General features: G+C 65.5%; 18 protein-coding genes. 12 read left to right on the top strand and 6 right to left on the bottom strand.

The genetic code is table 11. The features are described from left to right. Window positions 1-65: 65 nt before the first annotated feature. A complete protein-coding gene (locus ACQY39_RS01035) occupies window positions 66-1,610 on the top strand; it encodes an ammonium transporter (protein WP_428510690.1) in 1,545 nt (514 codons plus the stop codon). A 744-nt stretch (window positions 1,611-2,354) separates the two neighbouring features. Here the strand turns inward: ACQY39_RS01035 and ACQY39_RS01030 are convergent. Continuing rightward, complete coding sequence (locus ACQY39_RS01030) at window positions 2,355-2,759, bottom strand: response regulator transcription factor (protein ID WP_428503053.1); 405 nt, start codon at window positions 2,757-2,759, stop codon at window positions 2,355-2,357. Between the two features lie 177 nt (window positions 2,760-2,936). Between ACQY39_RS01030 and gshA the strand changes: the two genes are divergently transcribed. After that, on the top strand, window positions 2,937-4,232 hold the full coding sequence (gshA, locus tag ACQY39_RS01025) for a glutamate--cysteine ligase (protein ID WP_428503052.1): 1,296 nt from the start codon (window positions 2,937-2,939) through the stop codon (window positions 4,230-4,232). 149 nt (window positions 4,233-4,381) lie between these two features. Here the strand turns inward: gshA and ACQY39_RS01020 are convergent, their stop codons facing one another. Then, window positions 4,382-5,356: a LysR family transcriptional regulator gene (locus ACQY39_RS01020; RefSeq protein WP_428503051.1), complete on the bottom strand. Its 975-nt coding sequence runs from the start codon at window positions 5,354-5,356 to the stop codon at window positions 4,382-4,384. A gap of 134 nt (window positions 5,357-5,490) precedes the next feature. On the opposite strand from ACQY39_RS01020, the gene ACQY39_RS01015 reads away from it, so the two are divergent. The 3 genes from ACQY39_RS01015 to ACQY39_RS01005 all read left to right on the top strand — a co-directional run bounded on the left by ACQY39_RS01015 (window position 5,491) and on the right by ACQY39_RS01005 (window position 12,609). Then, the gene (locus ACQY39_RS01015) at window positions 5,491-8,466 is read left to right on the top strand and encodes a TonB-dependent receptor plug domain-containing protein (protein WP_428503050.1); all 2,976 of its coding nucleotides are present in this window, start codon (window positions 5,491-5,493) and stop codon (window positions 8,464-8,466) included. Between the two features lie 87 nt (window positions 8,467-8,553). Further along, complete coding sequence (locus ACQY39_RS01010) at window positions 8,554-10,683, top strand: S9 family peptidase (protein WP_428503049.1); 2,130 nt, start codon at window positions 8,554-8,556, stop codon at window positions 10,681-10,683. 42 nt (window positions 10,684-10,725) lie between these two features. Beyond that, on the top strand, window positions 10,726-12,609 hold the full coding sequence (locus ACQY39_RS01005; protein ID WP_428503048.1) for a potassium transporter Kup: 1,884 nt from the start codon (window positions 10,726-10,728) through the stop codon (window positions 12,607-12,609). A 20-nt stretch (window positions 12,610-12,629) separates the two neighbouring features. Here the strand turns inward: ACQY39_RS01005 and ACQY39_RS01000 are convergent, their stop codons facing one another. Continuing rightward, the gene (locus tag ACQY39_RS01000; protein WP_428503047.1) at window positions 12,630-13,400 is read right to left on the bottom strand and encodes a class II glutamine amidotransferase; all 771 of its coding nucleotides are present in this window, start codon (window positions 13,398-13,400) and stop codon (window positions 12,630-12,632) included. Window positions 13,401-13,469: 69 nt separating this feature from the next. On the opposite strand from ACQY39_RS01000, the gene ACQY39_RS00995 reads away from it, so the two are divergent. Further along, on the top strand, window positions 13,470-14,645 hold the full coding sequence (locus tag ACQY39_RS00995) for a benzoate/H(+) symporter BenE family transporter (RefSeq protein ID WP_428503046.1): 1,176 nt from the start codon (window positions 13,470-13,472) through the stop codon (window positions 14,643-14,645). 42 nt (window positions 14,646-14,687) lie between these two features. Beyond that, entirely contained in the window at window positions 14,688-15,641 is a 954-nt protein-coding gene (gshB, locus tag ACQY39_RS00990) for a glutathione synthase (protein ID WP_428503045.1), read from the top strand. Window positions 15,642-15,722: 81 nt separating this feature from the next. On the opposite strand, the gene ACQY39_RS00985 is transcribed toward gshB, so the two are convergent. Then, window positions 15,723-16,334 carry a PEP-CTERM sorting domain-containing protein gene (locus ACQY39_RS00985; protein ID WP_428503044.1) on the bottom strand — a complete coding sequence of 204 codons (612 nt, stop codon included), beginning with the start codon at window positions 16,332-16,334 and terminating at the stop codon, window positions 15,723-15,725. A gap of 300 nt (window positions 16,335-16,634) precedes the next feature. On the opposite strand from ACQY39_RS00985, the gene ACQY39_RS00980 reads away from it, so the two are divergent. Both ACQY39_RS00980 and fghA read left to right on the top strand, forming a co-directional pair. Continuing rightward, window positions 16,635-17,741, top strand: coding sequence for an S-(hydroxymethyl)glutathione dehydrogenase/class III alcohol dehydrogenase (locus ACQY39_RS00980; protein ID WP_428510688.1), 1,107 nt, complete (start codon window positions 16,635-16,637; stop codon window positions 17,739-17,741). A 2-nt stretch (window positions 17,742-17,743) separates the two neighbouring features. Further along, entirely contained in the window at window positions 17,744-18,607 is an 864-nt protein-coding gene (gene fghA / locus ACQY39_RS00975; RefSeq protein ID WP_428503043.1) for an S-formylglutathione hydrolase, read from the top strand. A gap of 10 nt (window positions 18,608-18,617) precedes the next feature. On the opposite strand, the gene ACQY39_RS00970 is transcribed toward fghA, so the two are convergent. Beyond that, window positions 18,618-18,764, bottom strand: a complete 147-nt coding sequence (locus ACQY39_RS00970) for a hypothetical protein (RefSeq protein WP_428503042.1) — start codon at window positions 18,762-18,764, stop codon at window positions 18,618-18,620. A 187-nt stretch (window positions 18,765-18,951) separates the two neighbouring features. Between ACQY39_RS00970 and ACQY39_RS00965 the strand changes: the two genes are divergently transcribed. Beyond that, window positions 18,952-20,121 (top strand): diguanylate cyclase, encoded by a 1,170-nt coding sequence (locus tag ACQY39_RS00965; RefSeq protein WP_428503041.1) that lies wholly within the window; start codon window positions 18,952-18,954, stop codon window positions 20,119-20,121. 94 nt (window positions 20,122-20,215) lie between these two features. Here ACQY39_RS00965 and ACQY39_RS00960 read toward each other — a convergent pair whose 3' ends face one another. Next, window positions 20,216-20,929: a choice-of-anchor J domain-containing protein gene (locus ACQY39_RS00960; protein WP_428503040.1), complete on the bottom strand. Its 714-nt coding sequence runs from the start codon at window positions 20,927-20,929 to the stop codon at window positions 20,216-20,218. 276 nt (window positions 20,930-21,205) lie between these two features. On the opposite strand from ACQY39_RS00960, the gene ACQY39_RS00955 reads away from it, so the two are divergent. Together ACQY39_RS00955 and ACQY39_RS00950 are read left to right on the top strand one after the other, a co-directional pair. Continuing rightward, the gene (locus tag ACQY39_RS00955; protein WP_428503039.1) at window positions 21,206-23,080 is read left to right on the top strand and encodes an ATP-binding cassette domain-containing protein; all 1,875 of its coding nucleotides are present in this window, start codon (window positions 21,206-21,208) and stop codon (window positions 23,078-23,080) included. Next, window positions 23,077-23,502, top strand: coding sequence for a hypothetical protein (locus ACQY39_RS00950; RefSeq protein ID WP_428503038.1), 426 nt, complete (start codon window positions 23,077-23,079; stop codon window positions 23,500-23,502). Before ACQY39_RS00955 ends, ACQY39_RS00950 begins: the two co-directional genes overlap by 4 nt. Window positions 23,503-23,508: the final 6 nt, after the last annotated feature.

The raw sequence follows: 23,508 nt of genomic DNA, 5'->3' as shown, positions 1-23,508 counted from the left end.
CCCGAGCGCACTTCAACAAGACGCCAGCAAGGCACCCCCAAATCCGTAGGAGATTTGCAATGATCATCAAGAAACTTCTCGCCACCTTGGCCCTGGCCGCCGCGGTGCTCGCACCGGCCGCCTGGGCGCAAGACGGTGCGGCTTCGGCCCCGGTGGCTGCGGCCACCGCCATGGCCTCGGCACCCGAGGCCAGCGCTGCGCCGGTCGCGGCACCCACCGAAGCACCCGCCCCGGCCGCTGCTGCCAGCGAGGCTGCTGCTGCCGCACCGGTGCTGGTCCCCAACAAGGGCGACACCACCTGGATGATGCTGTCCACCCTGTTGGTCATCCTGATGACCGTGCCCGGCCTGGCTCTGTTCTACGGCGGCCTGGTGCGTAGCAAGAACATGCTGTCGGTGCTGATGCAGGTCATGGTGGCGTTCTCGATGATCGTGGTGCTGTGGGTGATCTATGGCTACAGCCTGGCTTTCACCGAGGGCAATGCTTTCATCGGTGGCACTGACCGATTGATGATGAAGGGCATCTGGGACAACGCGGCCGGCACTTTTGCCAACGCAGCCACCTTCAGCAAGGGCGTGGTCATTCCCGAGATCGTGTTCGCGGCCTTCCAGGCCACCTTCGCCGGCATCACCGCCTGCCTGATCATTGGCGCCTTTGCCGAACGCATCAAGTTCAGCGCCGCCCTGGCTTTCCTGGCCCTGTGGTTCACCTTCAGCTACCTGCCGGTGGCGCACATGGTCTGGTTCTGGATGGGCCCGGACGCCTACACCGCTGCAGGTGTGGTCGATGAAATGAACGGCAAGGCCGGTCTGCTCTGGCAATGGGGTGCGCTGGACTTCGCCGGCGGCACCGTGGTGCACATCAATGCCGCCGTGGCCGGCCTGGTCGGCGCCTTCATGGTGGGCAAGCGCATCGGGTACGGCAAGGAAGCCTTCACCCCGCACAGCCTGACCCTGACCATGGTCGGCGCCTCGCTGCTGTGGGTGGGCTGGTTCGGTTTCAACGCCGGCTCAGCGCTGGAGGCCAACGGCTTCGCAGCCCTGGCCTTCATCAACACCCTGGTGGCCACGGCCGCAGCGGTGCTGTCCTGGTCCATCGGTGAAGCGCTGCACAAGGGCAAGGCTTCGATGCTGGGCGCTGCGTCTGGTGCAGTGGCCGGTCTGGTGGCTATCACCCCGGCGGCTGGCAATGTCGGTGTCGGCGGTGCGCTGATCATCGGCGTGATCGCTGGTTTCGCCTGCCTCTGGGGCGTGTCGGGTCTGAAGAAGCTGCTGGGCGCGGACGACTCGCTCGATGTCTTCGGCGTGCACGGCGTGGGCGGTATCGTCGGCGCTCTGCTGACCGGAGTCTTCAACTCGCCCAATCTGGGTGGCCCGAGCTTGGTCGCTGAATGGGTGACGGTCAGCATGGTGACGGCCGATGCCTACACCATCGCCGGTCAGGTCTGGACACAAGCCAAGGCGGTCGGCGTGACCGTGATCTGGTCGGCTGTCGTCTCGGTGGTCGCTTACAAGCTGGTTGATCTGGTCATCGGTCTGCGCGTCAGCGAAGAAGACGAACGCCAAGGCCTGGACATCAGCTCGCACGGCGAGACGGCGTACCACAAGTGATCTGAGCGCCCTCGGCTGCGCCGGGGCTTGAGCCCAGCGCAGCCCCTGCAAGGCCACAAGCCACCCTGTCTTCGGATCGGGTGGCTTTTGTTTTGAATGGCGCGGACGGCTGCAGGCGGCACATAGCGGAAGTTCGATGGCCGGGTTTGTCGCGCTGCGGTGGCTCGGCCCGCCGCCTTGCTCATGGTGCCCGGGTCGGCTCTGCGAGCCGACTCCCCTCGCTGCTCACTGCGCGGCTCAGCGGCGCCAAACTCCCTCCGTTCGCTGCGCTCACTGTGGTCAGACAGTGGCGCCGAGTCAGTGCTTGAAGCGCGTGGGTACACGCGCCTGAGCCGCTCCGCTGCGCTCTCGGCCGCGCACAAATCGCCCGTCGTCGGGCCGAGCCACCTCCGAATGGGGCGTGTTCCACCGTCGAGGGGCAGATCGATCGCGATGCAAGCGCCCTGCAGTTCGGGTCGCCGCCGGGCGATTTGTGAAGGGCTGAGCAGCGCAGCGGCTCGGGGCGCGCGCGTACCCGCGCGCTTCAAGCTCTGACTTGGCGCGTCTGTTTGAACGGAACGAACGCAGTGAGTGAAGTGAGTTATGCGCCAGCCCCGAGGCGCGAGCAGCGCAAGGCAGTCGGCCCGGTAGGGGCGACCCCGGAACCATGAGCCCGGCGGCGGCCCGGACTGCAGGGCCTCACGAGGGAGAACATGAAGACTGCTTTATGCCGCTTGCCGCCCCTCGCGAGCACCAGTGCTGACATCACGGCCCCGGATCGGGCGCTGCGCTTTCCTGGCGTTTCTTGATCAAGACCTCGGTCAGCTCCAGCAGCTTGGCCGGGCTGAAGGGTTTGGCGAGGAAGAAGTTGGCGCCGCTTGCGAGGGCGCGGGTCTTGGTGGCCTGGCTGGCGTCTGCGGTCAGCATGACGATCAGGGCCTGGGCGAGCCTTGGGTCGGCGCGCATCTGGCGGCAGACTTCAATGCCATCGATGCCACCCGGCATCATCACATCCAGGTAGACCAGGTCGGGCTGCATGGTGCGGGCCAAGTCCATGGCCAGACTGCCATTGGGCGCTTCGTAGAGCTGATGCCCGGTGTCTTCCAGGGCCCAGCGGATCAGGCGTCGTATATCGGCCTGGTCCTCGACGATCAAGATCTTGGCCTTCATGGCGAAGTGGCGGGTCTGCGCGTGTTCATGCGGCCGAGCATATCCCTCGCGGTAAAACTTTTTTCACTGTGGCGGCTTGGCAAAGCCAGGGCCGGCCCCACATGCGTGCTCCTAGAATCGAAGGCAGCCCGCCGCACTGCCTTCCCTCCTTCGGCCCGACCCGAGCACCCCCCGACCATGGTTCCCCATCTCACCACCGCATTGACCGGTCCCATCAACGAGCTGGAACAGCGCATCCTGGAATCCATGCCAGCCATCGAGCGATGGTTTCGGCTCGAGTGGATGGAGCACACGCCGCCTTTCTATTCCTCGGTCGATCTGCGCAATGCCGGCTTCAAGCTCGCGCCGGTGGGCACCCATCTGTTTCCTGGCGGCTTCAACAACCTGACGCAGGACATGCTGCCGCTGTCGGTGCAAGCGGCCATGGCGGCGATCGAGAAGATCTGCCCCGAGGCCAAGAACCTGCTGCTGATCCCCGGCAAGCAGACGCACAGCAGCTTCTACCTCAGCAACCTCGCCACCCTCAAGCGCATCTTCACGCAAGCTGGGCTGAACGTTCGTCTGGGCAGTTTGGACCCGGCCGTCACCGAGCCCACGGAGCTGAGTCTCGCCGACGGCAGCAGCCTGACCGTCGAGCCCTTGCTGCGGCAGCGCGGTCGGCTGGGTCTGAAGGATTTCGACCCCTGCACCATCTTGCTCAACAACGAGCTCTCGGAAGGCGTGCCGCGGGTGCTGGAGCATCTGCATGAGCAGTACCTGCTGCCGCCGCTGCATGCGGGCTGGACCCTGCGACGCAAGAGCCAGCACTTCAAGTCCTACGAGGAAGTCGCCAAGAAGTTCAGCAAGCTGCTGGGCATGGATCCTTGGCTGATCCACCCGATGTCGGTGCCGGTCAGCGGCGAGGATCTCAGTGCCGGTCACGGCTTGGAAGCGCTGCAGACCCAGGTCGATCTGGTGCTCAGCAAGACGCGCAAGAAGTACAAGGATTACGGCATCCAGGAAAAGCCTTTTGTGCTGATCAAGCCGGACGCCGGCGGCCACAGCCAGGGCACGCTGATGCTGCGCGATGCTAAAGAGCTGGCCGATCTGGGGCGGCGCGGCGCTGAGGCGCTGAACTGGTTCCAGAGTGGGCAGGGGCCACACCAGCTGCTGGTGCAGGAAGGCGTGGTCACGCATGAGCGTGTCAATGAAGCCGTGGCCGAACCGGTGGTCTACATGATGGACCGCTATGTGGTCGGCGGCTTCTACCGCATCCATGCCGAACGCGGCAGCGAAGAGAACCTCAATGCCCCGGGTTCCAGCTTTGTGCCCTTGGCCTTTGCCCAGAGCTCGCAGCTGCCGCGCCCGGGCGAAAAGCCCGGTGCCAGTGCCCCGAACCGCTTCTATATGTACGGCGTGATCGCTCGCCTGGCGATGCTGGCGGCGAGCTATGAGCTGGAAGTGACCGACCCCGAAGCCGAGGTCTACGCCTGAACGTTTTTTACTGCGCGCCGTCCGCCTCGGCCAGAGGCCTCGGCCTTCGCCAGGCTGATCCAGTCCTCAGGACTTGATCAGTCCCGGCTCAGCCTCGCCTGACAGGCGCTCGCTACAAAAACGTATGAGCACCGAGCTGATGGGGCGCTTCAGCCCAGTTTTTGGCTGGCTTCGAGCATCAACTGCTTGAATCGCTCCACCACCTCGGTCTGAGGTTCGCGCAGATGCCAGAGGGTCAGGTCGGCCAGGCCGAGGTCGGCGTCCAGGGGCAAGATCTTGGCGATGCCGTTCTGTGCTGCCAGCTTGGCCACATGCTGGGGTAGCAGGGTCAGCATGGGCATGCGCTTGAGCAGGCTCAGGGTCAGCATCACATCGCCGGTTTCGACCAGATTGGTGGGCAGGGCCAAGCCCATGTCCTGCCACAGCCGGTCTTGCAGGCTGCGTGAACGGGTGCCGGGCAGGGGCCAGATCCAGGCCTGCTGATTGAGGGTTTCCCAGCCCAGCTTGCCACTGGCCTTGGCCAAGGGGTGGACGATGCTGATCGCCACCACCTCGGGCTGGGCGATCAGGCACAGCGGCTCCAGATCGGCCGGCGCCTCATGCGGGCGGATGCGCGCGATCACCAAGTCCAGGCGTCCTTCGCGCAGCTCGCCGATCAGGCCGGTCAGCGCATGGGTGCGCACGCTCAGCGTGATGTTGGGATAAGCCTGTTTCATGGCCGCCATGGCGTCCGGCAGGATCTGCGGCAGGGCCGCATTGGTGGCGCCGATGCGCAACTCGCCGGAGGCGCCGCGCACGATGGAGGCAATGTCACCGCCGCCGCGCTGCAGGTCGATCTCGAGCTTGCGGGCCAGTTCCACAAGCCGTTCGCCCAGCGCTGTGGCGCGCAAGCTGCGGCCGCGGCGCATGAACAGGGTTTGTCCTAGGCCGCGTTCGATCTCGGCCAGGGCTTTGCTCACGGCGGGCTGGGTGACATGCAGCAGATCGGCCGCCGCGCTGAGGCTGCCAGAGTCAGCCAGGGCCTGCAGCACCCGCAAATGACGCAGGCTCAGGCGCTTGGCGACGAAGGTTTCAGCGGCTTCGGGAGCGAGCGATGGAGCCGGGGAAGCGCTGGAGATAACCATTTTTTCACTTTAACAAACCTTTACTCATGTCGATTTTGTGACGCGCTCTTATGGTTTGCGCAAGCGTTGACGCCAGGAGCCGTATCCCTGACGCCGGCTGCCTCCTCACATCAAAGAACCGTTGGAGAATCTTCGTGCAACAGCAGCGTCCTCACCTCATCGCCCTGGCCATCTTGAGCCTGGCTGCGTCCACCCAGGCTCAAGCGCAGGCCGCCGACAGCGCGCCCAAGGCCGAGCTGGAGCGGGTCACCATCACCGGTTCCATGATCAAGCGCACCGACCGCGAAACGCCGTCGGTGGTGCAGACCATCAGCCGCGAAGACATCAAGAACTCCGGTTTCGGCACCATCGAAGAGCTGTTGCGCTCGACCGGCGCGGTCGACCTGAGCTCGGTCGGTGACGGCGCGGCTTCGGGCTTTGTCAGCGGCCTGTCCACCATCTCGCTGCGCGGCTTCGGCTCGCAAGGCACGCTGACCCTGATCAACGGCCGCCGCATCGCACCGGCCGCTGCCGTCGATGTGAACTTCGGCCGTGGCAATCTGGTCAGCGTCAACACCATTCCCAAGGGCGCCATCGACCGCATCGAAATCCTCAAGGACGGTGCTTCGGCCATCTACGGCTCGGACGCCGTGGTCGGCGTGGTGAACTATGTGCTGCGCAAGGACTACCAGGGCGCCGAAGCCGGCGTCACCTACAGCGCCAATGACAAGGGCGTGGGCGGCACCAAGAGCGCCAACGCCAGCTTCGGTTTCGGCGACCTGAGCCGCGACCGTTTCAATGTCTTCGGTGGCCTGGAAGTCTCCCAACGCGACCGCGTGATGTACCCGGACCTGCGCGACCGCGGCGCCCCCGAGCTTTATGACCAGGCCTTGAATCTCAGCTCATCCTTGAGCCGCTTCAGCCCTTCCAGCCCTGCCTCGTTCTGGGGTAACTATTACAGCTTGCCGAGCAGCACCTCGGGCCGCACCGTCATTGACGGCTTCAGCGTGGCCAACAACAGCAGCTCAGGCAAGTTCTTCCTCGGTAGTTTGGCGGGTTGCCCCGATGAGCTGACTGTGGGCAAGGGCGTGCCCACGCGCCTGCCGGGCTTCCAGGCCGCAGGCCCGGGTGCCACCGACTACGGCACGGCCAGTCTGCCTAAGGGCCAGTGCCGCTACGACGTCGACAGCGCCACCGAGGCGATCTCCAAGCAGGACAAGATCGGCGCCACCGTGCGCGGCACCTTCGCCATCAACTCGGAGCTGACGGCGTATGCCGACGTCATGCTGTCCAAGACCACGACCGAGTCCTATGTCGCGCCGCGCACGCTGACCACCAGCATCTTCAGCAGCGCCACCGCCAACACAGCGGTGACCTGGCCCAAGCTGGATGGTTCGCTGCAGACCTTCCCGACCATCATCCTGCCCATCGGCCACCCGGACAACCCGACCAATGGCAAGGCCAAGCCCGAGGCCGTGCAGCTGATCTACCGCTTCGCCGATGTGCCGCGCTTCGACACCACCGAGCTCAAGGCCTCGCGTTTCACCGCCGGCATCAGCGGCGTGATCGGCGACTGGGACATCGACAGCGCGCTGCTCTACACACGCCAGGATATGAGCCGCGTGCGCAGCAATGAGCTGCGCTCCTCCCTGCTCAAGAAGGCGATCGCCTCCAACAGCTACCACTTCGGCAAGGCCAACGACGCCGCGGCCATCGCCAGCGTTGCCTCCGATGCGGTGATCGACGGCAAGGCCACCATCGCGTCCGTCGATGTGCGCGCCAGCCGCGAACTGTTCGACCTGGCAGGCGGCATGGCCGGCGTGGCCGTGGGCGGCGAGTTCCGCCGCGAGACCCTGTCGGCCAGCCCGAACGAGGCCTATACCAGCGGTGACTTCATCGGCCTGGTGGCCAACGGCACCTCGGGCGCGCGCAATTCCTATGCCGCCTTCGGTGAGCTGAGCCTGCCGGTGCACAAGGCGCTGGAAGTGCAAGCCGCCCTGCGCGCCGAGAAGTACAGCGACTTCGGCCGCGCGAACACCGGCAAGCTGGGCTTCAAGTGGAGCGCCATGCCGTCCTTCGTTGCCCTGCGCGGCACGGCCGCCACCGGCTTCCGCGCGCCTTCGATCTCGCAGATCGGCAACTCCTACGCCTCGTCCTTCCACAGCTTCGGCACCTATGCGGTGGCCGACAATCTGCGCTGCGACCTGAGCAACCCGGACAGGCCCGTCAGCAAGGCCGACCCGGCGAACAGCCGCGACTGCAATGTGCTGGGCTTCAGCTCGCGCACGCCCAACCCGGGCAGCATCGCCACCACCATCAGCGCCAACCCCAACCTGAAGCCCGAGAAATCGCGCTCCTTCACCCTGGGCGTGATCCTGTCGCCGACCAAATATGTCGACCTGAGCCTCGATGCCTGGTACTTCCAGCGCAACAACGAGATCCGCTCGCAGCGCGGTGTGGACATCATGGAAGACGCCAACAAGTCGCCGTCCACGCCGAATCGCCAGGTCATCCGTGATCCCAACCCCGCGACCTGGTTGCCAGGCGTGCCCAACAGCGGCCCGATCCTGATGTTGGTGCGCGAGTACGGCAACTTCAACTGGACCAAGACTTCGGGCCTGGACTACGAGCTGTCGGCGCGCATGCCCACCGAATCCATCGGTGAGTTCAAGCTGAAGATCGAAGGCACGTACACCAGCCGCTTCGATTACAAGATCCTGGCCAATGGCGACACCACCTACTCGGTCGGCACCACCACCAACGACATTCCCAAGACCAAGGCCACGGTCAGCCTGAACTGGAAGCTCGGTGACTGGAGCAGCTTCGCGCGCCTGAACCATGTGGACAAGCTCAAGAGCTCGACCACCGACACCTGCCAGACCTCGACCTCGGCCTACAACAGCTTCCTGCGAGCCAACGACTATTGCTACGTCTCGGCCACCAACACCGTGGACATCGGCGGCAGCTACAAGGGCTTCAAGGACCTGGTGCTGTCCTTCAGCGTGTTGAATCTGGAAGGGACTTATCCCAACACCAGCGGCCCGGTTTCGCCCTGGACTTACTACGATGCGGGCAATGCCGGTCAGCTGGGTCGTCGCTTCTCGGTGAGCGCGAGCTACACCTTCAAGTAAACAAGCGGTCAGTCCCGAACGCGGCCCATGCTGCGTCGGTTTCAGGGGCGCTGCGTCAGCAGCCGCCCCTTTTTTTTGTGTCGCGCAATGGATTTGAACTTCAAGACGGGGCTTCGCCTGGGCGTCTCGCTCCTCATGGCGGCAGCGGGCATGGGCATGGGCCTGGCTCTGGCCCGGCCTGTGTCGCCGCCGCCCGGTCTTCAGGCCGATGGCCTGCCGGCCTTGCAGCGGGTGGTGACCGCTGGTGTCGAAGCCCCGGTGCTGCGCTTTCTCGGCTGGCATCCGCAGCAGCGCGAAATGCTGGTGCTGGCCAGCGCGGGCGGCAGCCTGCAGCTGCACCGCCTGGCCGAGCCCGGTGCCCGCCCGCAGCCGCTGACTGGTGGGCGCGAGCGCGTGGACAGCGCGCAGTGGGAACCGCGCCGCGGTGAGTACCTGGTGTTCAGCCGGGACCGTGGCGGTGATGAGGCGTTTCGGCTCTACCGCCTGCAGCCGCCCGAGGCGAACTCCGCCCGCCTGACCGAGCCGCAGCCCCTGACGCCGGCGGGTGCGCGCGTCAGCGCTTTTCAGTTCTTGCCGCAGGGGGAGGGTCTGGTCTATGTGCTGGATCAGCTGGACGGCAGCCGCAATCCAGCGCCCAGCGACGCATCGGAAACCGATGCTGAAGACACTTCTGCGGCGCCATCGCCCCGCACGCGCAGTGCCCGCAGCCAGCTGTTCTGGATGGACCCGGCCCGGCCCGAGAGCGCGCGCCTGCTTGGCGACACAGTCGGTGGGCGCTACACCGATCTGCGTATCAGTGCGGCCGGCACGGTGGTGGCCCTGCACACCCGCCAGGGGCGCAGCCAGACCTTGCTCTTCGATCTGGACCCGGCGACCCCGCCGGGCGGCCGGGCCCTGGGCGCCCCTGGCGGCGCCGAAGCTGGCCAGGACGAGGAGGAGGTGCTGCTGCAGCGCCAGGCCATGGGTGGGGACTTTCGCCGGCTGGTGCAGCTGCGCCTGAACAGCGGCCAGCGCCGCGCCGTGAATCTGCCCGAGCCGGCCGGCGATCTGGAAGCCCTGGCTGCGCCGCCGACGGGCAGCGCCATGCCCTTAGCCCTGGTGCACAACGAGGCGGGCGTGTCGGTGCTGCGCCTGGCGCGGCCGGGTAGCGAGCCGCCGCTGCAGCAGGTGGCGGCTGAGCTGCCTGCCGGCGTGATCCAGGGCCCGCAGTGGCACCCGCGCCTGCCCTTGCTGGCTTTCAACCACAGCTCGGCGAGCAGCCCGGGGCGCATCCTCAGCTGGTCGCCTGAGGACGCCGGCGTGCAAGCTTGGTCGGGCCGCGAGGCCGAACCAGAGGCCGGGGTGTGGTTGCCCGAATACGCCCCGCTGCGCTGGCAGAGCTTCGACGGCCTGGAGATCAGCGGCCTGCACATTGCCCCGCCGGCCCATTTCAAGGGGCCGCGCCCGGTGTTCATCAGCATCCACGGCGGGCCCAGCGCGCAGGCCCGGCCCACGCATCTGTCGGGCAGCTTGCGCTACCTGGTCGAGACCCTGGGCATGCACCTGATCCTGCCCAATGTGCGCGGCTCCGAAGGCTTCGGCCAGCGCTTTCTCAAGCTGGACAACGGCCGCCGCCGCGAAGATGCGGTGCGCGACATCAGCGCCTTGCTGGACCTGATCGCCAGCCGGCCCGAGATGGACGCGCGCCGCGTCATCGTGTCTGGCGGCAGCTATGGCGGATACATGTCGCTGGCGGTGGCGACGCACGAGTCGGCCCGCATTGCCGGCAGCATCTGTCGCGTGGGCATTGCCAACTTCGTGTCTTTTCTGGAGAACACCGAGAGCTACCGGCGCGACAACCGCCGCGCCGAATACGGCGACGAGCGCGACCCTGAGATGCGCGCCTTTTTGCAAGGCATCTCGCCCCTGAGCCGGGCCGCGGCCGTGCGCAAGCCGCTGTTCATCGTCCATGGCCGCAACGACCCGCGTGTGCCCTACGGCGAGGCCTTGCAAATGGTGGCGGCGGTGCGTGCGGCGGGCACGCCGGTTTGGTTCCTGACGGCCGAGGACGAGGGGCACAGCTTCAGCCGCGCCGAGAACCGCGACTTCCTGTTCAGCGCCACCGTGGCTTTTGTGCAGCAGGCGCTGGCTGCCGTGCCGCCCGATGCCGAGCCTGTGGCGGCCGATGCCGATGTTTCATCAGTTTTGCCGCAGCGCAGCAAAGCAGGCGCAAAATAGCACTTTTGGCTCGGCGGCGCCGCAAGCGTGCTGCAACATCACGTGAGTTCTTCCAACACGGCCCGCTCGCCCTCAGCCCTGGCCGGCTTGACCCTCGGTGCCTTGGGCGTCGTCTATGGCGACATCGGCACCAGCCCGCTCTACGCGCTCAAAGAAGTCTTTCACGGGGGCCATGTCGCCACCACGCCGGACAACATCCTCGGCGTGCTCTCGCTGCTGTTCTGGACGATGACCGTCATCGTCTCGCTCAAGTACGTGCTGCTGATCCTGCGCGCCGACAACAACGGCGAAGGCGGCTTGATCGCCATGCTGGCCCTGGCCACCAATGCGGTGAACAGCAGCCCGCGCCTGCGCCGTGTGCTGATGCTGGTTGGCCTGTTCGGCACCGCCATTTTCTACGGCGACGCGGTGATCACGCCGGCCATGACGGTGCTCGGCGCGGTCGAAGGCATCGATGTCTATGCGCCCCATCTGCACGATGCCATCCTGCCCCTGACCTTGCTGGTGCTGGCGGGTTTGTTCGCCGTGCAGCGCCTGGGCACGGGCGGCATTGGCAAGGCTTTCGGACCGGTGATGCTGCTCTGGTTTGCTGCGCTGACCCTGTTGGGCCTGCCGCACATCCTTGCCAACCCGCATGTGCTGGTGGCAGTGAACCCCATGTACGCCGTGGCCTTCTGCATGGAATACAAATGGGTGGCCTTTGTCGCCCTGGGCGCCGTGGTGCTGGTGGTGACCGGCGGCGAGGCGCTGTACGCCGACCTCGGCCATTTCGGCAAGAAGCCGATCCGTATCGCCTGGTACGGCATCGTCATGCCAGCCCTGGTGGTCAACTACTTCGGCCAGGGTGCCATGCTGCTCGACGAGCCGGCCTCGGTGAAAAACCCATTCTTCAATCTGGCGCCGGCCTGGGCCGAGATTCCGCTCTTCATCCTGGCCACCTGCGCCGCCGTGGTGGCGTCCCAAGCCTTGATCACGGCTGCCTTTTCGGTCACCAAGCAGGCGGTGCAACTGGGCATCCTGCCGCGCATGCGCATCCTGCACACCTCCGTGCGTGACACGGGCCAGATCTATGTGCCTTTCGTCAACTGGGGTCTGTTCGTCTTCATCGTGCTGGCCGTGGTGTTGTTCGGTTCATCCAGCAAGCTGGCCGGAGCCTACGGCATTGCGGTGACCATCGACATGACCATCACCACGGTCATGACCTTCTTCGTCATCCGCTACGGCTGGAAGTACCCGCTGCCGCTGTGCCTGCTGGCCACGGGGTTCTTTTTCATCATCGATGTGATCTTCCTCGGCTCCAACCTGCTCAAGCTGTTCGCCGGTGGCTGGTTCCCGCTGATGATTGGCATCGGCATGTTCACCCTGATGCTGACCTGGAAGCAGGGCCGGCGCCTGCTCAGCAGCAAGCTGCGCGAAGACGCGATCGACCTCAAGAGCTTTCTGGAAGCTGTGTTCGTCAGCCCGCCGCAGCGTGTCGAAGGCACGGCGGTGTTCCTGTCGGCCGAAGCCGGCGTGACGCCGAACGCCTTGCTGCACAACCTCAAGCACAACAAGGTGCTGCATGCGCAGAACCTGTTCGTCACGGTCAAACACCACGAGGTGCCCTGGGTCGGTTTTGACAAGCGGGTGCACGTGGAGCCGCTGGGCAATGCTTGCTGGGCAGTCAGCCTGCACTTCGGTTTCAAGAACGAGCCCGATGTGCCCTATGCGCTGAAGATGCTGGAGCAGAACGGCGTCCACCTCGACGAGATGGAAACCAGCTACTTCCTCTCGCGCGACATCGTCATCCCGACGATTGGCAGCGGCATGGCCTTGTGGCGCGAAAAGCTGTTCGCCAGCATGCACCGCAATGCGGCCGCCGCGGCCGACTTCCTGCACCTGCCGACCAACCGCATCGTCGAGCTGGGCTCCAAGGTCGAGATCTGAGCCCGCTGGGCTGAGCGGCCTCAGGCCAGGGTTTCGTGTCGAAAGCCCTGGCGGCTCAGCAGCAGCACGGTGCCTTGCGGGATCAGCTCCCAGCCCTGCTGGTCATCGGCCAAGGGCTCGGAGGCCACGACCAGGCCTCGCGCGTGTTCCTCTCGCATGTAGAGCGTCGGCGCGCGCTTGTCGCTGGCGAAGCGGAAGGCGTAGACCTGCTCGCCGTCGGCGAGAGCCGCGGCGAAGCGCAGCGGTTCGTGGATGTTCAGCACTTGCATCATGGCCATGGTTTCTCGCAGCACCTGGCTGACGGCATCGGCCACGCCCTCGCCAATTTCCATGCGGGCAATGATGAGCAGGAACAGCAGCTCTGAATCGGTGGCGCCAAGGCGGCGCGCGTAGAGGTGGTCAGGCAGGCGTGCCTCCATGGCACGGCGGATCTGGCCGTAGCCGCCGATCTGGCCGTTGTGCATGAAGAGGTAGGGGCCGTAGTGAAACGGGTGGCAGTTCTGCCGCGCGATGCCGGTGCCGGTGGCGGCCCGCACATGGGCGAAGAACAGGTGGGAGCGCACATTGGCGCACAGGGCCAGCAGGTTTTCGTCCGACCAGGCCGGCATCACCTCCCGGTACACCCCAGGCGTCTCACGTTCGCCGTACCAGCCGATGCCGAAGCCGTCGCCATTGGTCACCGCCTTGGCCTGGTCGGCGCGCAAGGACTGCCGCACCAGGGAATGCTGCGGTTTGCAGACCAGCTCATCGAGAAAGATCGTGTCACCCAGGTAGGCGAGAAAACGGCACATGGTGGGTTCGCAAAGTCCTGGCTTGAGCTTGCCACAACAAGGCCGGAGCCGGCCCGCTATGCTGCGCGCATGCTGAAAAAAAATGCCTGGTACCGGGAACTTTCCCTGTCCACTGCGGTGGCCGGATTCGTGGCGGTGCTGGTCGGCTTCACCAGTTCGGTGGCCATCGTGTTTCAGGCCGCACAAGCTCTGGGCGCCACGCCGGCCCAGACCAGCTCCTGGATGTGGGCCCTGGGCCTGGGCATGGGGGCGACGAGCCTGGGCCTGTCCTGGTGGACCCGCCAACCGATCTTGACCGCCTGGTCCACGCCCGGCGCGGCCTTGCTGGCGGCCACTTCGGGCCTGAGCATGCCGGAAGCCGTGGGCGCCTTTCTGGCCTGCAGCGCTTTGATCGTGTTGTTCGGCGTGACCGGCTGGTTCGAACGCCTGATGGACCGCATCCCGCTGGCGGTGGCCTCGGCCTTGCTGGCAGGGGTGCTGGCACGCTTTGGCCTTGATGCGGTGCTGACGGTCCGAACCGCGCCCGGCTTGGTGCTCGTCATGGCGGCAGCCTATTTGCTGGGCCGGCGTTTCTGGGCTCGCTATGCGGTGCCCGGCGTGCTGCTGGCCGGCGTGGCGACGGCGGCTTGGCAAGGGCGCCTGCATTTGGAGGCCGTGGACTGGGCCTGGGCGGTGCCGGTCTGGACCGCGCCCGAGTTCAGCCTGCCGGCCCTGATCGGCGTGGCCTTGCCTTTGTTCCTGGTCACCATGGCCTCGCAGAACCTGCCCGGCGTGGCGGCGCAACGCGCGGCGGGCTACCGCACGCCGGTGTCGGCCAGCCTGAGCGTCACCGGTGCGGCCGGCTTGTTGCTGGCGCCCTTTGGTGGCTATGCCTTCAATCTGGCGGCCATCACCGCGGCCATCTGCATGGGCCGCGAGGCTCATGAAGACCCGTCCCGACGCTACACCGCGGCGATGGCGGCCGGCCTGTTCTACATCGCCCTGGGCCTGGCGGGCGGCGCCGTGGTGGGCCTGCTGGCGGCTTTCCCGCGCGAGCTGGTGGCGGCCGTGGCCGGCCTGGCCTTGCTGGGCACCATCGCCGGCGGCCTGAGCAGCGCCCTGGCCGAGCCCGAACACCGCGACGCGGCCATGCTGACCTTTCTCGTCACCCTCTCAGGCCTGAGCCTGCTGGGCATTGGCGCCGCCTTCTGGGGCGTGGTGGCCGGCTCGGCCGCCCTGGCCGTGCAGAAGCTGCGCAAGACCTGACCCCGTTTCTGTTTTTTGACCCTTTTGTGTGAGTGCATCCCCATGAAACTGCTGTTCGTTGCCGACCCCTTGGAGTCCTTCAAGATCCACAAGGACACGACTTTTGTGATGATGCGCGAGGCCTTGCGCCGCGGCCACCAGATCTGGGCTTGCGAGCCTCAGGATCTGGTCTGGCGCAGCGGCGGCCGCGTGGTGGCGCGCCAGGCCCGCGCGATCGCGCTGACCGGTCAAGTCTCGCCTTGGTTTGAAGTCTTGACCACCCAGGAGCTGGTGCTGGCCGAGACCGACGCCATCGTCATGCGCAAGGACCCGCCGTTCGACAGCGAGTTTTTCTACGCCACCCATCTGCTGGGCCAGGCCGAGCGTGAGGGCGCGCGTGTCTTCAACAAACCGGCTGCGCTGCGCGACCACCCTGAGAAGCTGGCGCTGATGGAGTTTCCGCAGTTCTGCCCGACCACCTTGGTGACGCGCAGCGAGGCGGCCATCCGGGCCTTCCATGCCGAGCAGGGCGACATCATCCTCAAGCCGCTCGACGGCATGGGCGGCATGGGCATCTTCCGCGTCGGTGCCGATGGCCTCAACCTCGGCGCCATCATCGAGACCTTGAACAAGGATGGTGCGGAGACCGTCATGGTGCAGCGTTACTTGCCCGCCATCAAGGACGGCGACAAGCGCGTGCTGGTGATCGGCGGCAAGGTCGTGCCCTTCTGCCTGGCGCGTATCCCTCAGGGTGGCGAGGTGCGCGGCAACCTGGCCGCGGGCGGCAAGGGTGTGGCCCAGCCCATCAGCGCGCGCGACCGCGAGATCGCCGAGGCGGTGGGCCCACTGCTGGCGGCGCGCGGCCTGCTGCTGGTGGGCCTGGATGTCATCGGCGACCACCTGACCGAAGTCAACGTCACCAGCCCGACCTGCTTCCAGGAGATCTTCGACCAGACCGGCTTTGACGTGGCCGCCATGTTCATCGACGCGCTGGAGGGCGCGCTGGCCAAGGCCTGAAGGCAAATAAAAAAGCACCGTGCAGCTGGAGCTGACGGTGCTTGGTCGTGCGGGGGGGGCGGCGGCACAGGCCGCCGGGCTTCAGCCGCGCTTGTTGCTGCTGCTGTTGCGGCGGCTGTAAGCCAGGCCGCCGAGGGCCAGCAGAGTCAGGGCCAGGGTGGCCGGCTCGGGGACCTTGTTGGCCGTGGCTTGGGCGCTGATGTTGTCGAAGCGCATCCACTGCGAGTTCTTCACCGTCCAGCTGACGCTCAGCAGGCTCAGGCCTTGGTTGAAGCTGAATTGCTCCCAGCCGGCCTTGTGGTCGACCTTGACGGTGGACTTGGCGCCGCTCTTGTCGGTGTAGTTGAACTTGAATTCAACCGGGGTCTTGCCGTTGTCGCCGTTGTTGATGTACTGGTCGAGGGCGATGCTCAGGAAGTCAAAGGACTTGCCATCGACGCGGCTCAGCCTGGTGACGGAGCCGCCGTAGTTGTTGAAGAGCGAGAAGTTCTTGTTGGCGACTTGGCCGACCAGGCAATCGCTCCGGCCCTTGAGGCCCGCGCAATCGTCGCTGATCAGGAATTCACTGATCTGCAGGCTGTTGCCCACCTTGGTGGAGATCTGCTGGTTGAAGTCGATCAGCACCGGCGCGGCCATGCTGGTCGCGGCGCTCAGGGAAAGGATCAGGCTGCTGGCCATGTGACGGATGTTCATGAGGTCCCTGTGTGTTTGGTATTCGGGTGGTATTGGTGTGGCGGGGCGGATGCTAGGGAGGGTCGGCGGGCGCCAACATCGTTCGCCTGCGGGGGTGAGCTCGCTGTTCGTGAACTGCGTCACGACTTCAGGGGCCGATCCCCCTTGAATCGGTGAAGGATTCGGTGCTTGCTGGCGTGCGTTTGTTCACGAATTCAGGCTCTTGGCCAACTCCGCCTGCAGACTCGGGGCAGGCCGTTTATGCTGCGGCAGCCTGAAGTTTCAGCATCCCTTTCCCCACTATTTTTGGAGCCTCCCATGATCAAGACCCGTGCCGCCGTTGCCTGGAAAGCGGGCGCCCCATTGAGCATCGAAGAGGTGCAGTTGGGTGGTCCGCGTGCCGGTGAAGTGCTGGTCGAGATCAAGGCCACCGGCATCTGCCACACCGACTACTACACGCTCTCGGGCGCCGATCCGGAAGGCATCTTCCCGGCCATCCTGGGCCATGAGGGCGCCGGCGTGGTGCTTGAAGTGGGCGAGGGTGTCACCTGGCTGAAGCCGGGCGACCATGTGATTCCGCTCTACACGCCGGAATGCCGCCAGTGCAAGTTCTGCCTCTCGCGCAAGACCAACCTCTGCCAGGCCATCCGCAGCACCCAGGGCAAGGGCCTGATGCCGGATGGCAGCGCCCGTTTCTCGATCGACGGCCAGCCCATCTTCCATTACATGGGCACTTCGACCTTCTCCAACCACATCGTCGTGCCCGGTATCGCCCTGGCCAAGATCCGCGAGGATGCGCCTTTTGACAAGGTCTGCTACATCGGCTGCGGCGTCACCACAGGCGTCGGTGCCGTGCTGTTCACCGCCAAGGTCGAGGCGGGCGCCAATGTCGTGGTGTTCGGTCTCGGCGGCATCGGCCTGAATGTGATCCAGGGAGCCAAGATGGTGGGCGCCGACAAGATCATCGGTGTGGACTTGAATCCGGGCCGCGAGGCCATGGCGCGCCAGTTCGGCATGACCCACTTCATCAACCCCAAGGAAGTCGGCAACGTGGTCGACCACATCGTGCAGCTGACCGATGGCGGTGCCGACTACTCCTTCGAGTGCATCGGCAACACCAAAGTCATGCGCGATGCACTGGAGTGCACGCACAAGGGCTGGGGCCGCTCCATCATCATCGGCGTGGCCGAGGCCGGTGCCGAGATCAGCACCAGGCCCTTCCAGCTGGTGACCGGCCGCAAATGGGAAGGCAGCGCCTTCGGCGGCGCCCGTGGCCGCACCGATGTGCCCAAGATCGTCGATTGGTACATGGACGGCAAGCTCAATATCGATTCGCTGATCACGCACAAGCTCAAGCTGGAGCAGATCAACGAAGGCTTCGATCTGATGAAGCGCGGCGAATCGATCCGCGCCGTGGTGGAGTTCTGAGCGTGGCGGGTGTTTTGCAAGCGTTGGAGCTGCTTGGCGAGCATGGCAGCTTTGGCGGGCGGCAGCGCTTTTATCGCCATGCCTCGGCCGAGATCGGCTTGCCCATGCGCTTTGCGCTCTACCTGCCGCCCCAGCCGAAGGGGCTGCTGGTCTTTCTCGCCGGCCTGACGTGCACCGAGGAGACCTTCACCATGAAGGCCGGGGCGCAGCGTCTGGCGTCCGAACTGGGCTTGGCCCTGTTGATGCCCGACACCAGTCCTCGCGGCGCTCAAGTGCCCGATGAAGCCAAGGATTGGGATTTCGGTGTCGGCGCCGGCTTCTACCTGGATGCCAAGCAGCAGCCCTGGGCCCGGCACTGGCGCATGGAAAGCTATCTGATGCACGAGCTGCTGCCCGGTGTGCAGCGCGAGTTCGGCTTGGCGGCAGAGCGGACCGGTGTCTTCGGCCATTCCATGGGCGGCCATGGCGCTCTGGTGTTGGCGCAGCGCCATCCCGGCGCTTTCCGTTCGTTGTCGGCCTTTGCACCGATTGCCGCGCCCATGCAATGCCCCTGGGGCCAAAAGGCGTTTCAGGGCTATCTGGGGGGGCACGCGGCCGACTGGGCCGCCCATGATGCAACTGCCCTGATGCTCATGCACGCCAAGGCCAGCCGGCCGCAGTTCCCTGGCGGCATCTTGATCGACCAAGGTCTGGCCGACGGCTTTCTGGCCACCCAGCTCTTCCCGGACGCCTTCGAAGCGGCTTGCGCCGTGGCCGGGCAAGACCTGACCCTGCGTCGCCATGCCGGCTACGACCATGGCTACTATTTCATCGCCAGCTTTGTCGACGACCACTTGCGCCACCATGCGGCGCAGCTCTGCGCCTGAGGCTCTGGCCTCAGGGCTTCTTGCGGGGCAGCTCGGCGCGGGCCGGTGTGATCGGAGCCAAGCCCGAGGGCAGGGCCAGCGGCGCGCCTGATTTGGCGCCGCCGCCGTCTTGCTTGGGCTTCTTGACTTCCTTGTTGCCGCGTTGACCTTTGGACATGGTGTCGACCTCATAGTTGCAGTGAAAGAGTGCCTGCAGCATGCGCCTCGCTCAAGCCTGCCACCGTGCGCTGGCAGACCGAGGCCGTGCCGCCGACCTGGGGTGCTGTTCCAGCGAACAGCCGATGGATTCGACGGCTAGGATGTCGGCGGAACTGCCGCTCCGCCTCCCTTGTGATTGCTGCCCCGTGGACCTTCGAACTCTGTTTCTTGCCCAGACCGCTTTGTTGGTCACTGTCGCGGTCACGCTCTGGCTGGCCCGCAGCTCGGCGGATCAAGCCAATGGTTTGCGCACCTGGACCTGGGGCATCGCCGCCCAGGGCCTGTCCTATTCCTTGCTCGCCGGAGCCGGGCATCTGCCGGCGCTGCTCTCGGGCGGCCTGGCCAATGCCCTGGGTGCGCTCAGTGTTGCCTTCCTTTTCGTGGCCATTCGTCAGTTTCTCGGCCGGGCTTGGCGCTGGCAGCCGCTGCTGCTGATGGGTCTGGCGGTGACGGCGGTGGGTGTCGCCTTCGGTGGGCGCTATGTCGGCGCCACCATCTTCAATGGTTTTGCCTATGGCGTGCTTCAGTTGCTCAATGCCTGGGTGCTTTGGCGCGATCGCCGGGTCGCGTCGCCGCGCGGCCCGTTGTCGGGTCAGGGCGGTCTGGCAAGGGTCCAGACACTGGTGGCCCTGGCGCATTTGCTGATGGGCTTGGTCCTGCCGCTGCGTGCCCTGCTGCTGGCCCTCGGGGCAGATCAAGCAGACTATCTGGACTTGTCAAAGGGCTGGCAGGAGCCGGTCTTCGTTTTCAGCTTTGTCTATCTGGTGATCTGCAGCCTCGGTTTTCTGCTGATGTGCAAGATGCGGGCTGAGCAGGAGGTGCGCGAACTGGCCTTGAGCGATGGTCTGACCGGTCTGGCCAATCGCCGCGCACTGGATGAGGACATGGGCCGTGCATTGGGCCTGGCCCGGCAGTCCGGGCAGTCATTCGCGGTACTGATGCTGGACATCGACCATTTCAAGGCCTTCAACGACCAGCATGGTCACCGCGCCGGCGATGCGGCGCTGAGGCAGTTTTCCTTGTGCCTCCAAGCCGAACTCAAGGCCGGTCGGGCTTACCGTTACGGCGGCGAGGAGTTCACGCTCTTGCTGCCCGAAATGGGCACCGAGCAGGCTCTGGCGATGGCCGAGCGTCTGCGGTTCGCCATCGCCAGTTCAGCCTCCCCAGTGCCGGCCGTGCCCGGCGTACGCAGTGCCAGCATCGGTGTGGCTGTGTGGCAGACCGGCGATGACGCCGACCGCTTGTTCGGCCGGGCTGATCGAGCGCTCTACCGCGCCAAGACCCTGGGCCGCAATCGCGTCGAGCTGCAGCTCTGAGGGTCGAGCCCGGAGGCGCCTGTGCGCCACGGGCAGAAAAAAACCCGCCCTGTCGCCAGAGCGGGTTTGCGGTCGGCGCGAAGGCCGGCCGGGATCAGCGGGCTTGCAGCTGCTTGCGGCGGCGCAGGCCGATGGCGCCCAGGCCCAGAGCCATCAGGGCCCAGGTCGTCGGCTCCGGCACGGCGGCCGTGATGCTGACGCTGTCGATGCCGATGTAGTCGGAGTTGTCACCAGCGGGGCCGCCCGAGTTGACGGTGTAGCGGAAGGCGATGGCGCCGTTGGTGGCACCGCTCAGGCCGCTGATGGTGGCGCTGTACTGGGTCCACTCACCGGGGTAGCCACCTTGTTCCAGGTTCGGGTTGATGCTCAGCAGCAGGCTGGTGAAGCTGCCCACGCTGGTGTCGCTGTTGCCGACATTGGTGCCGCCGACATTGCTGAAGCGCACTTCCAGGCGGTCCGGGTACAGTGAATCGGTGACGCTGCGGCTCCAGAAGCTCAGGGTGTCGCCGTTGTTGAAGCTCAGGGTCGGGGTGATCAGCCAGTTGCTGATTTCGCCAGCGCCGGCGGTGTTGTTGAAGTTGGCGCCGATGTAGGAATTGGCGGCGCCCGACTGCGAGCCGAACACCGTGGCATTGCCCTGGAACCAGTTGGTGGTGCCGATGGGCACGCTGTTGTTCTTGGCGGTCCAGCCGGCCGGCAGGACCGTGTCGAAGCCTTCACTCAGCGTGGCGGCGTTGACGCTGCCAGCAGCCAGAGTGGCGACCAGGGCGGGAATGAATGCGCGGGCAAACATGGAAGCGGTAGACATGCTCTTCTCCTGAAATACAAGTCGTAAATTGCGCCCGGCAACAGGTCCGGGGGGAATTCGGAGGCCCTGCTCATGAAAGCTGTGCAGGACGACACGTCGTTCCTTGTACATCCTCCGGTTTTATGACGAACCCATGAAATCCCTGGTACCCCCTGGGGATGAAGGGGGAGGGGAAACGCCAATAGCTTGGGCTTTCGCCCGTGGCGGGCGCCTTTCTCGCGGCTTCGGCGCCCTGTGTTTCGGGGTCGAGCTCCGGGTCGAGGACAATGCGCCCCCATGGCAGTCCTATCCATCTCCAACGCCCATCTTGCTTACGGCCACGTGGCCCTTCTCGATGGCGCTTCCTTCTCACTCGAAACGGGTGAGCGCGTCGGCCTCATTGGCCGCAATGGCACCGGCAAGTCTTCCTTGCTCAAGGTGCTGGCTCAAATCGAGAAACTCGATGACGGTTTGTTGCAATTGCAGCAAGGCTTGACCAGCGTCTATGTGCCGCAAGAGCCGGTGATGAACGCCGAGTCGAGCATCTTTGACACCGTCAGCGAGGGCGTGGCCGAGGCCAAGGCCTTGCGGGCGCGCTACGAGATCCACGATCCCGAGGATGATCTGGAATGGGTGGCCGAGCGCATCGAACACATCGGTGCCTGGAACTGGGAACAGCGTGTCGAGGAAACCCTGCACCGTTTGAATCTCGACGGTTCGCGCTTGGTGGGCTCGCTGTCGGGCGGACTGAAGAAGCGTGTGGCCCTGGGCCGGGCCTTGGTGGCTCAGCCCGATGTGCTCTTGCTCGACGAGCCGACCAACCACCTGGACCTGGACGCCATCACCTGGCTGGAAGGCCTGCTCAACGACTTCAAGGGCTCGCTGCTGCTGATCACCCACGACCGGGCGTTTCTTGACAATGTGGCCAATCGCATCGTCGAGCTCGACCGCGGCCAGCTGCGCGGTTACCCCGGCAACTTCGCCGCCTTCACTGCGGCCAAGGCCTATGAGCTGGAGAACGAGGCGCTGTTCAATGCGCGCTTCGACAAGATCCTGGCCCAGGAGGAGATCTGGATCCGCAAGGGCGTGGAGGCGCGGCGCACGCGCAGCGTGGCCCGCATCCAGCGCCTGGAGTCCATGCGCGTGGCGCATGCGGCGCGGCGCGATGTGCAGGGCAAGGTCAAGCTGGACATCGACACTGGCGGCGCCAGCGGCAAGATCGTGGCCGAGCTGGAGAACGTCAGCAAGAGCTATGGCGACCGCGTCATCGTGCGCGACTTCACTGCCACCATTTTGCGGGGCGACAAGGTCGGCCTGGTGGGCTCGAATGGCGCCGGCAAGACAACGCTGTTGAAAATGATTCTCGGCGAGTTGGCCCCGGACAGCGGTGAGGTGCGCCAGGGCTCGCGCCTGACGGTGGCCTACTTCGACCAGATGCGTGACACGCTGAACCTCGACGCCACGCTGGCCGACACCATCAGCCCGGGCAGCGAGTGGATCGAGATCGGCAACCAGAAGAAGCACGTCAAGAGCTATCTGGGCGATTTCCTGTTCTCGCCCGCACGCGCCAACTCGCCGGTGCGCAGCTTGTCTGGTGGTGAGCGCAACCGCTTGCTCTTGGCCCGCTTGTTCGCACGTCCGGCCAATGTGCTGGTGCTGGACGAGCCGACCAATGACCTCGATATCGAGACCTTGGAACTGCTCGAAGAGCTGCTGGCTGATTACGACGGCACCGTCTTCCTGGTCAGCCATGACCGGCGCTTCCTGGACAACGTGGTCACCAGCACCATCGTCAACGAGCTCGACGGCCGCTGGCGCGAGTACGAAGGCGGCGTGCAGGACTGGCTGGTCCAGTCCAAGCGTGCGGCCGCCCTGGCGGCCAAGGCCGCACCGGCCCCGACGCCGGCCGCGCCTGCCCCAGCGCCTGCTCCCGCGCCGGTGGTGGCGAGCAAGAAAAAGCTCAGCTACAAAGAGCAGCGCGAGTTCGATGAGCTGCCCGCCAAGGTGGCGGCGCTCGAAGCCGAGCAGAAGCAGCTCAATGCCTTGCTGGCCGGAACCGAGTTGTACAGCCAGGGCGCGGCTCGCATCGCCGAGGTGACCGACCGGGCCGGCCAGATCGACGAGGAATTGCTGGTCTTGATGGAGCGCTGGGAACAGCTGGAAGCGAAATGAGCGCCAACGCCGGTCCGGAGCGGGCTGACGTGGCCGACGCGGCACGGCGCCAGGAATGGCTGGCCTTGTTCAAGGCCCATGAGCAGTACGAGCTCGCCGCCTTGGCGCTCAAGTTGTTCGCCATGGGCTTGTGCGCCGCCGTCTGGGGCGCACCCTGGCTCTGGGCCTTGCTGATCTTGGCTTGGTTGCAGGAGGCGGTGCTCAAGACCTTTCAAGCGCGTTTGTCGAATCGTCTGCTGGGTCTGGAGCAGGCCCTGCGCCGCTGTGACGCCACGTCGGGCGAAGCCATGCAGTTGCACAGCGAATGGCTGCAGCAGCGGCCCGGTGGGCTTGGCCTGCTGCTGGAGTACTTGAAATCCGCCCTGCGGCCGACGGTCGCTTTGCCCTACCCGATTCTGCTGGCGCTGTTGGCCTGGTACTGAGTCCAG

The sequence above is a fragment of the Roseateles sp. genome (assembly GCF_965262435.1).
Lineage (GTDB): Bacteria > Pseudomonadota > Gammaproteobacteria > Burkholderiales > Burkholderiaceae_C > Paucibacter_A.
The sequence above is the reverse complement of the archived record's forward strand: the minus strand, read 5'-3'. Positions and strand labels throughout refer to the sequence as shown.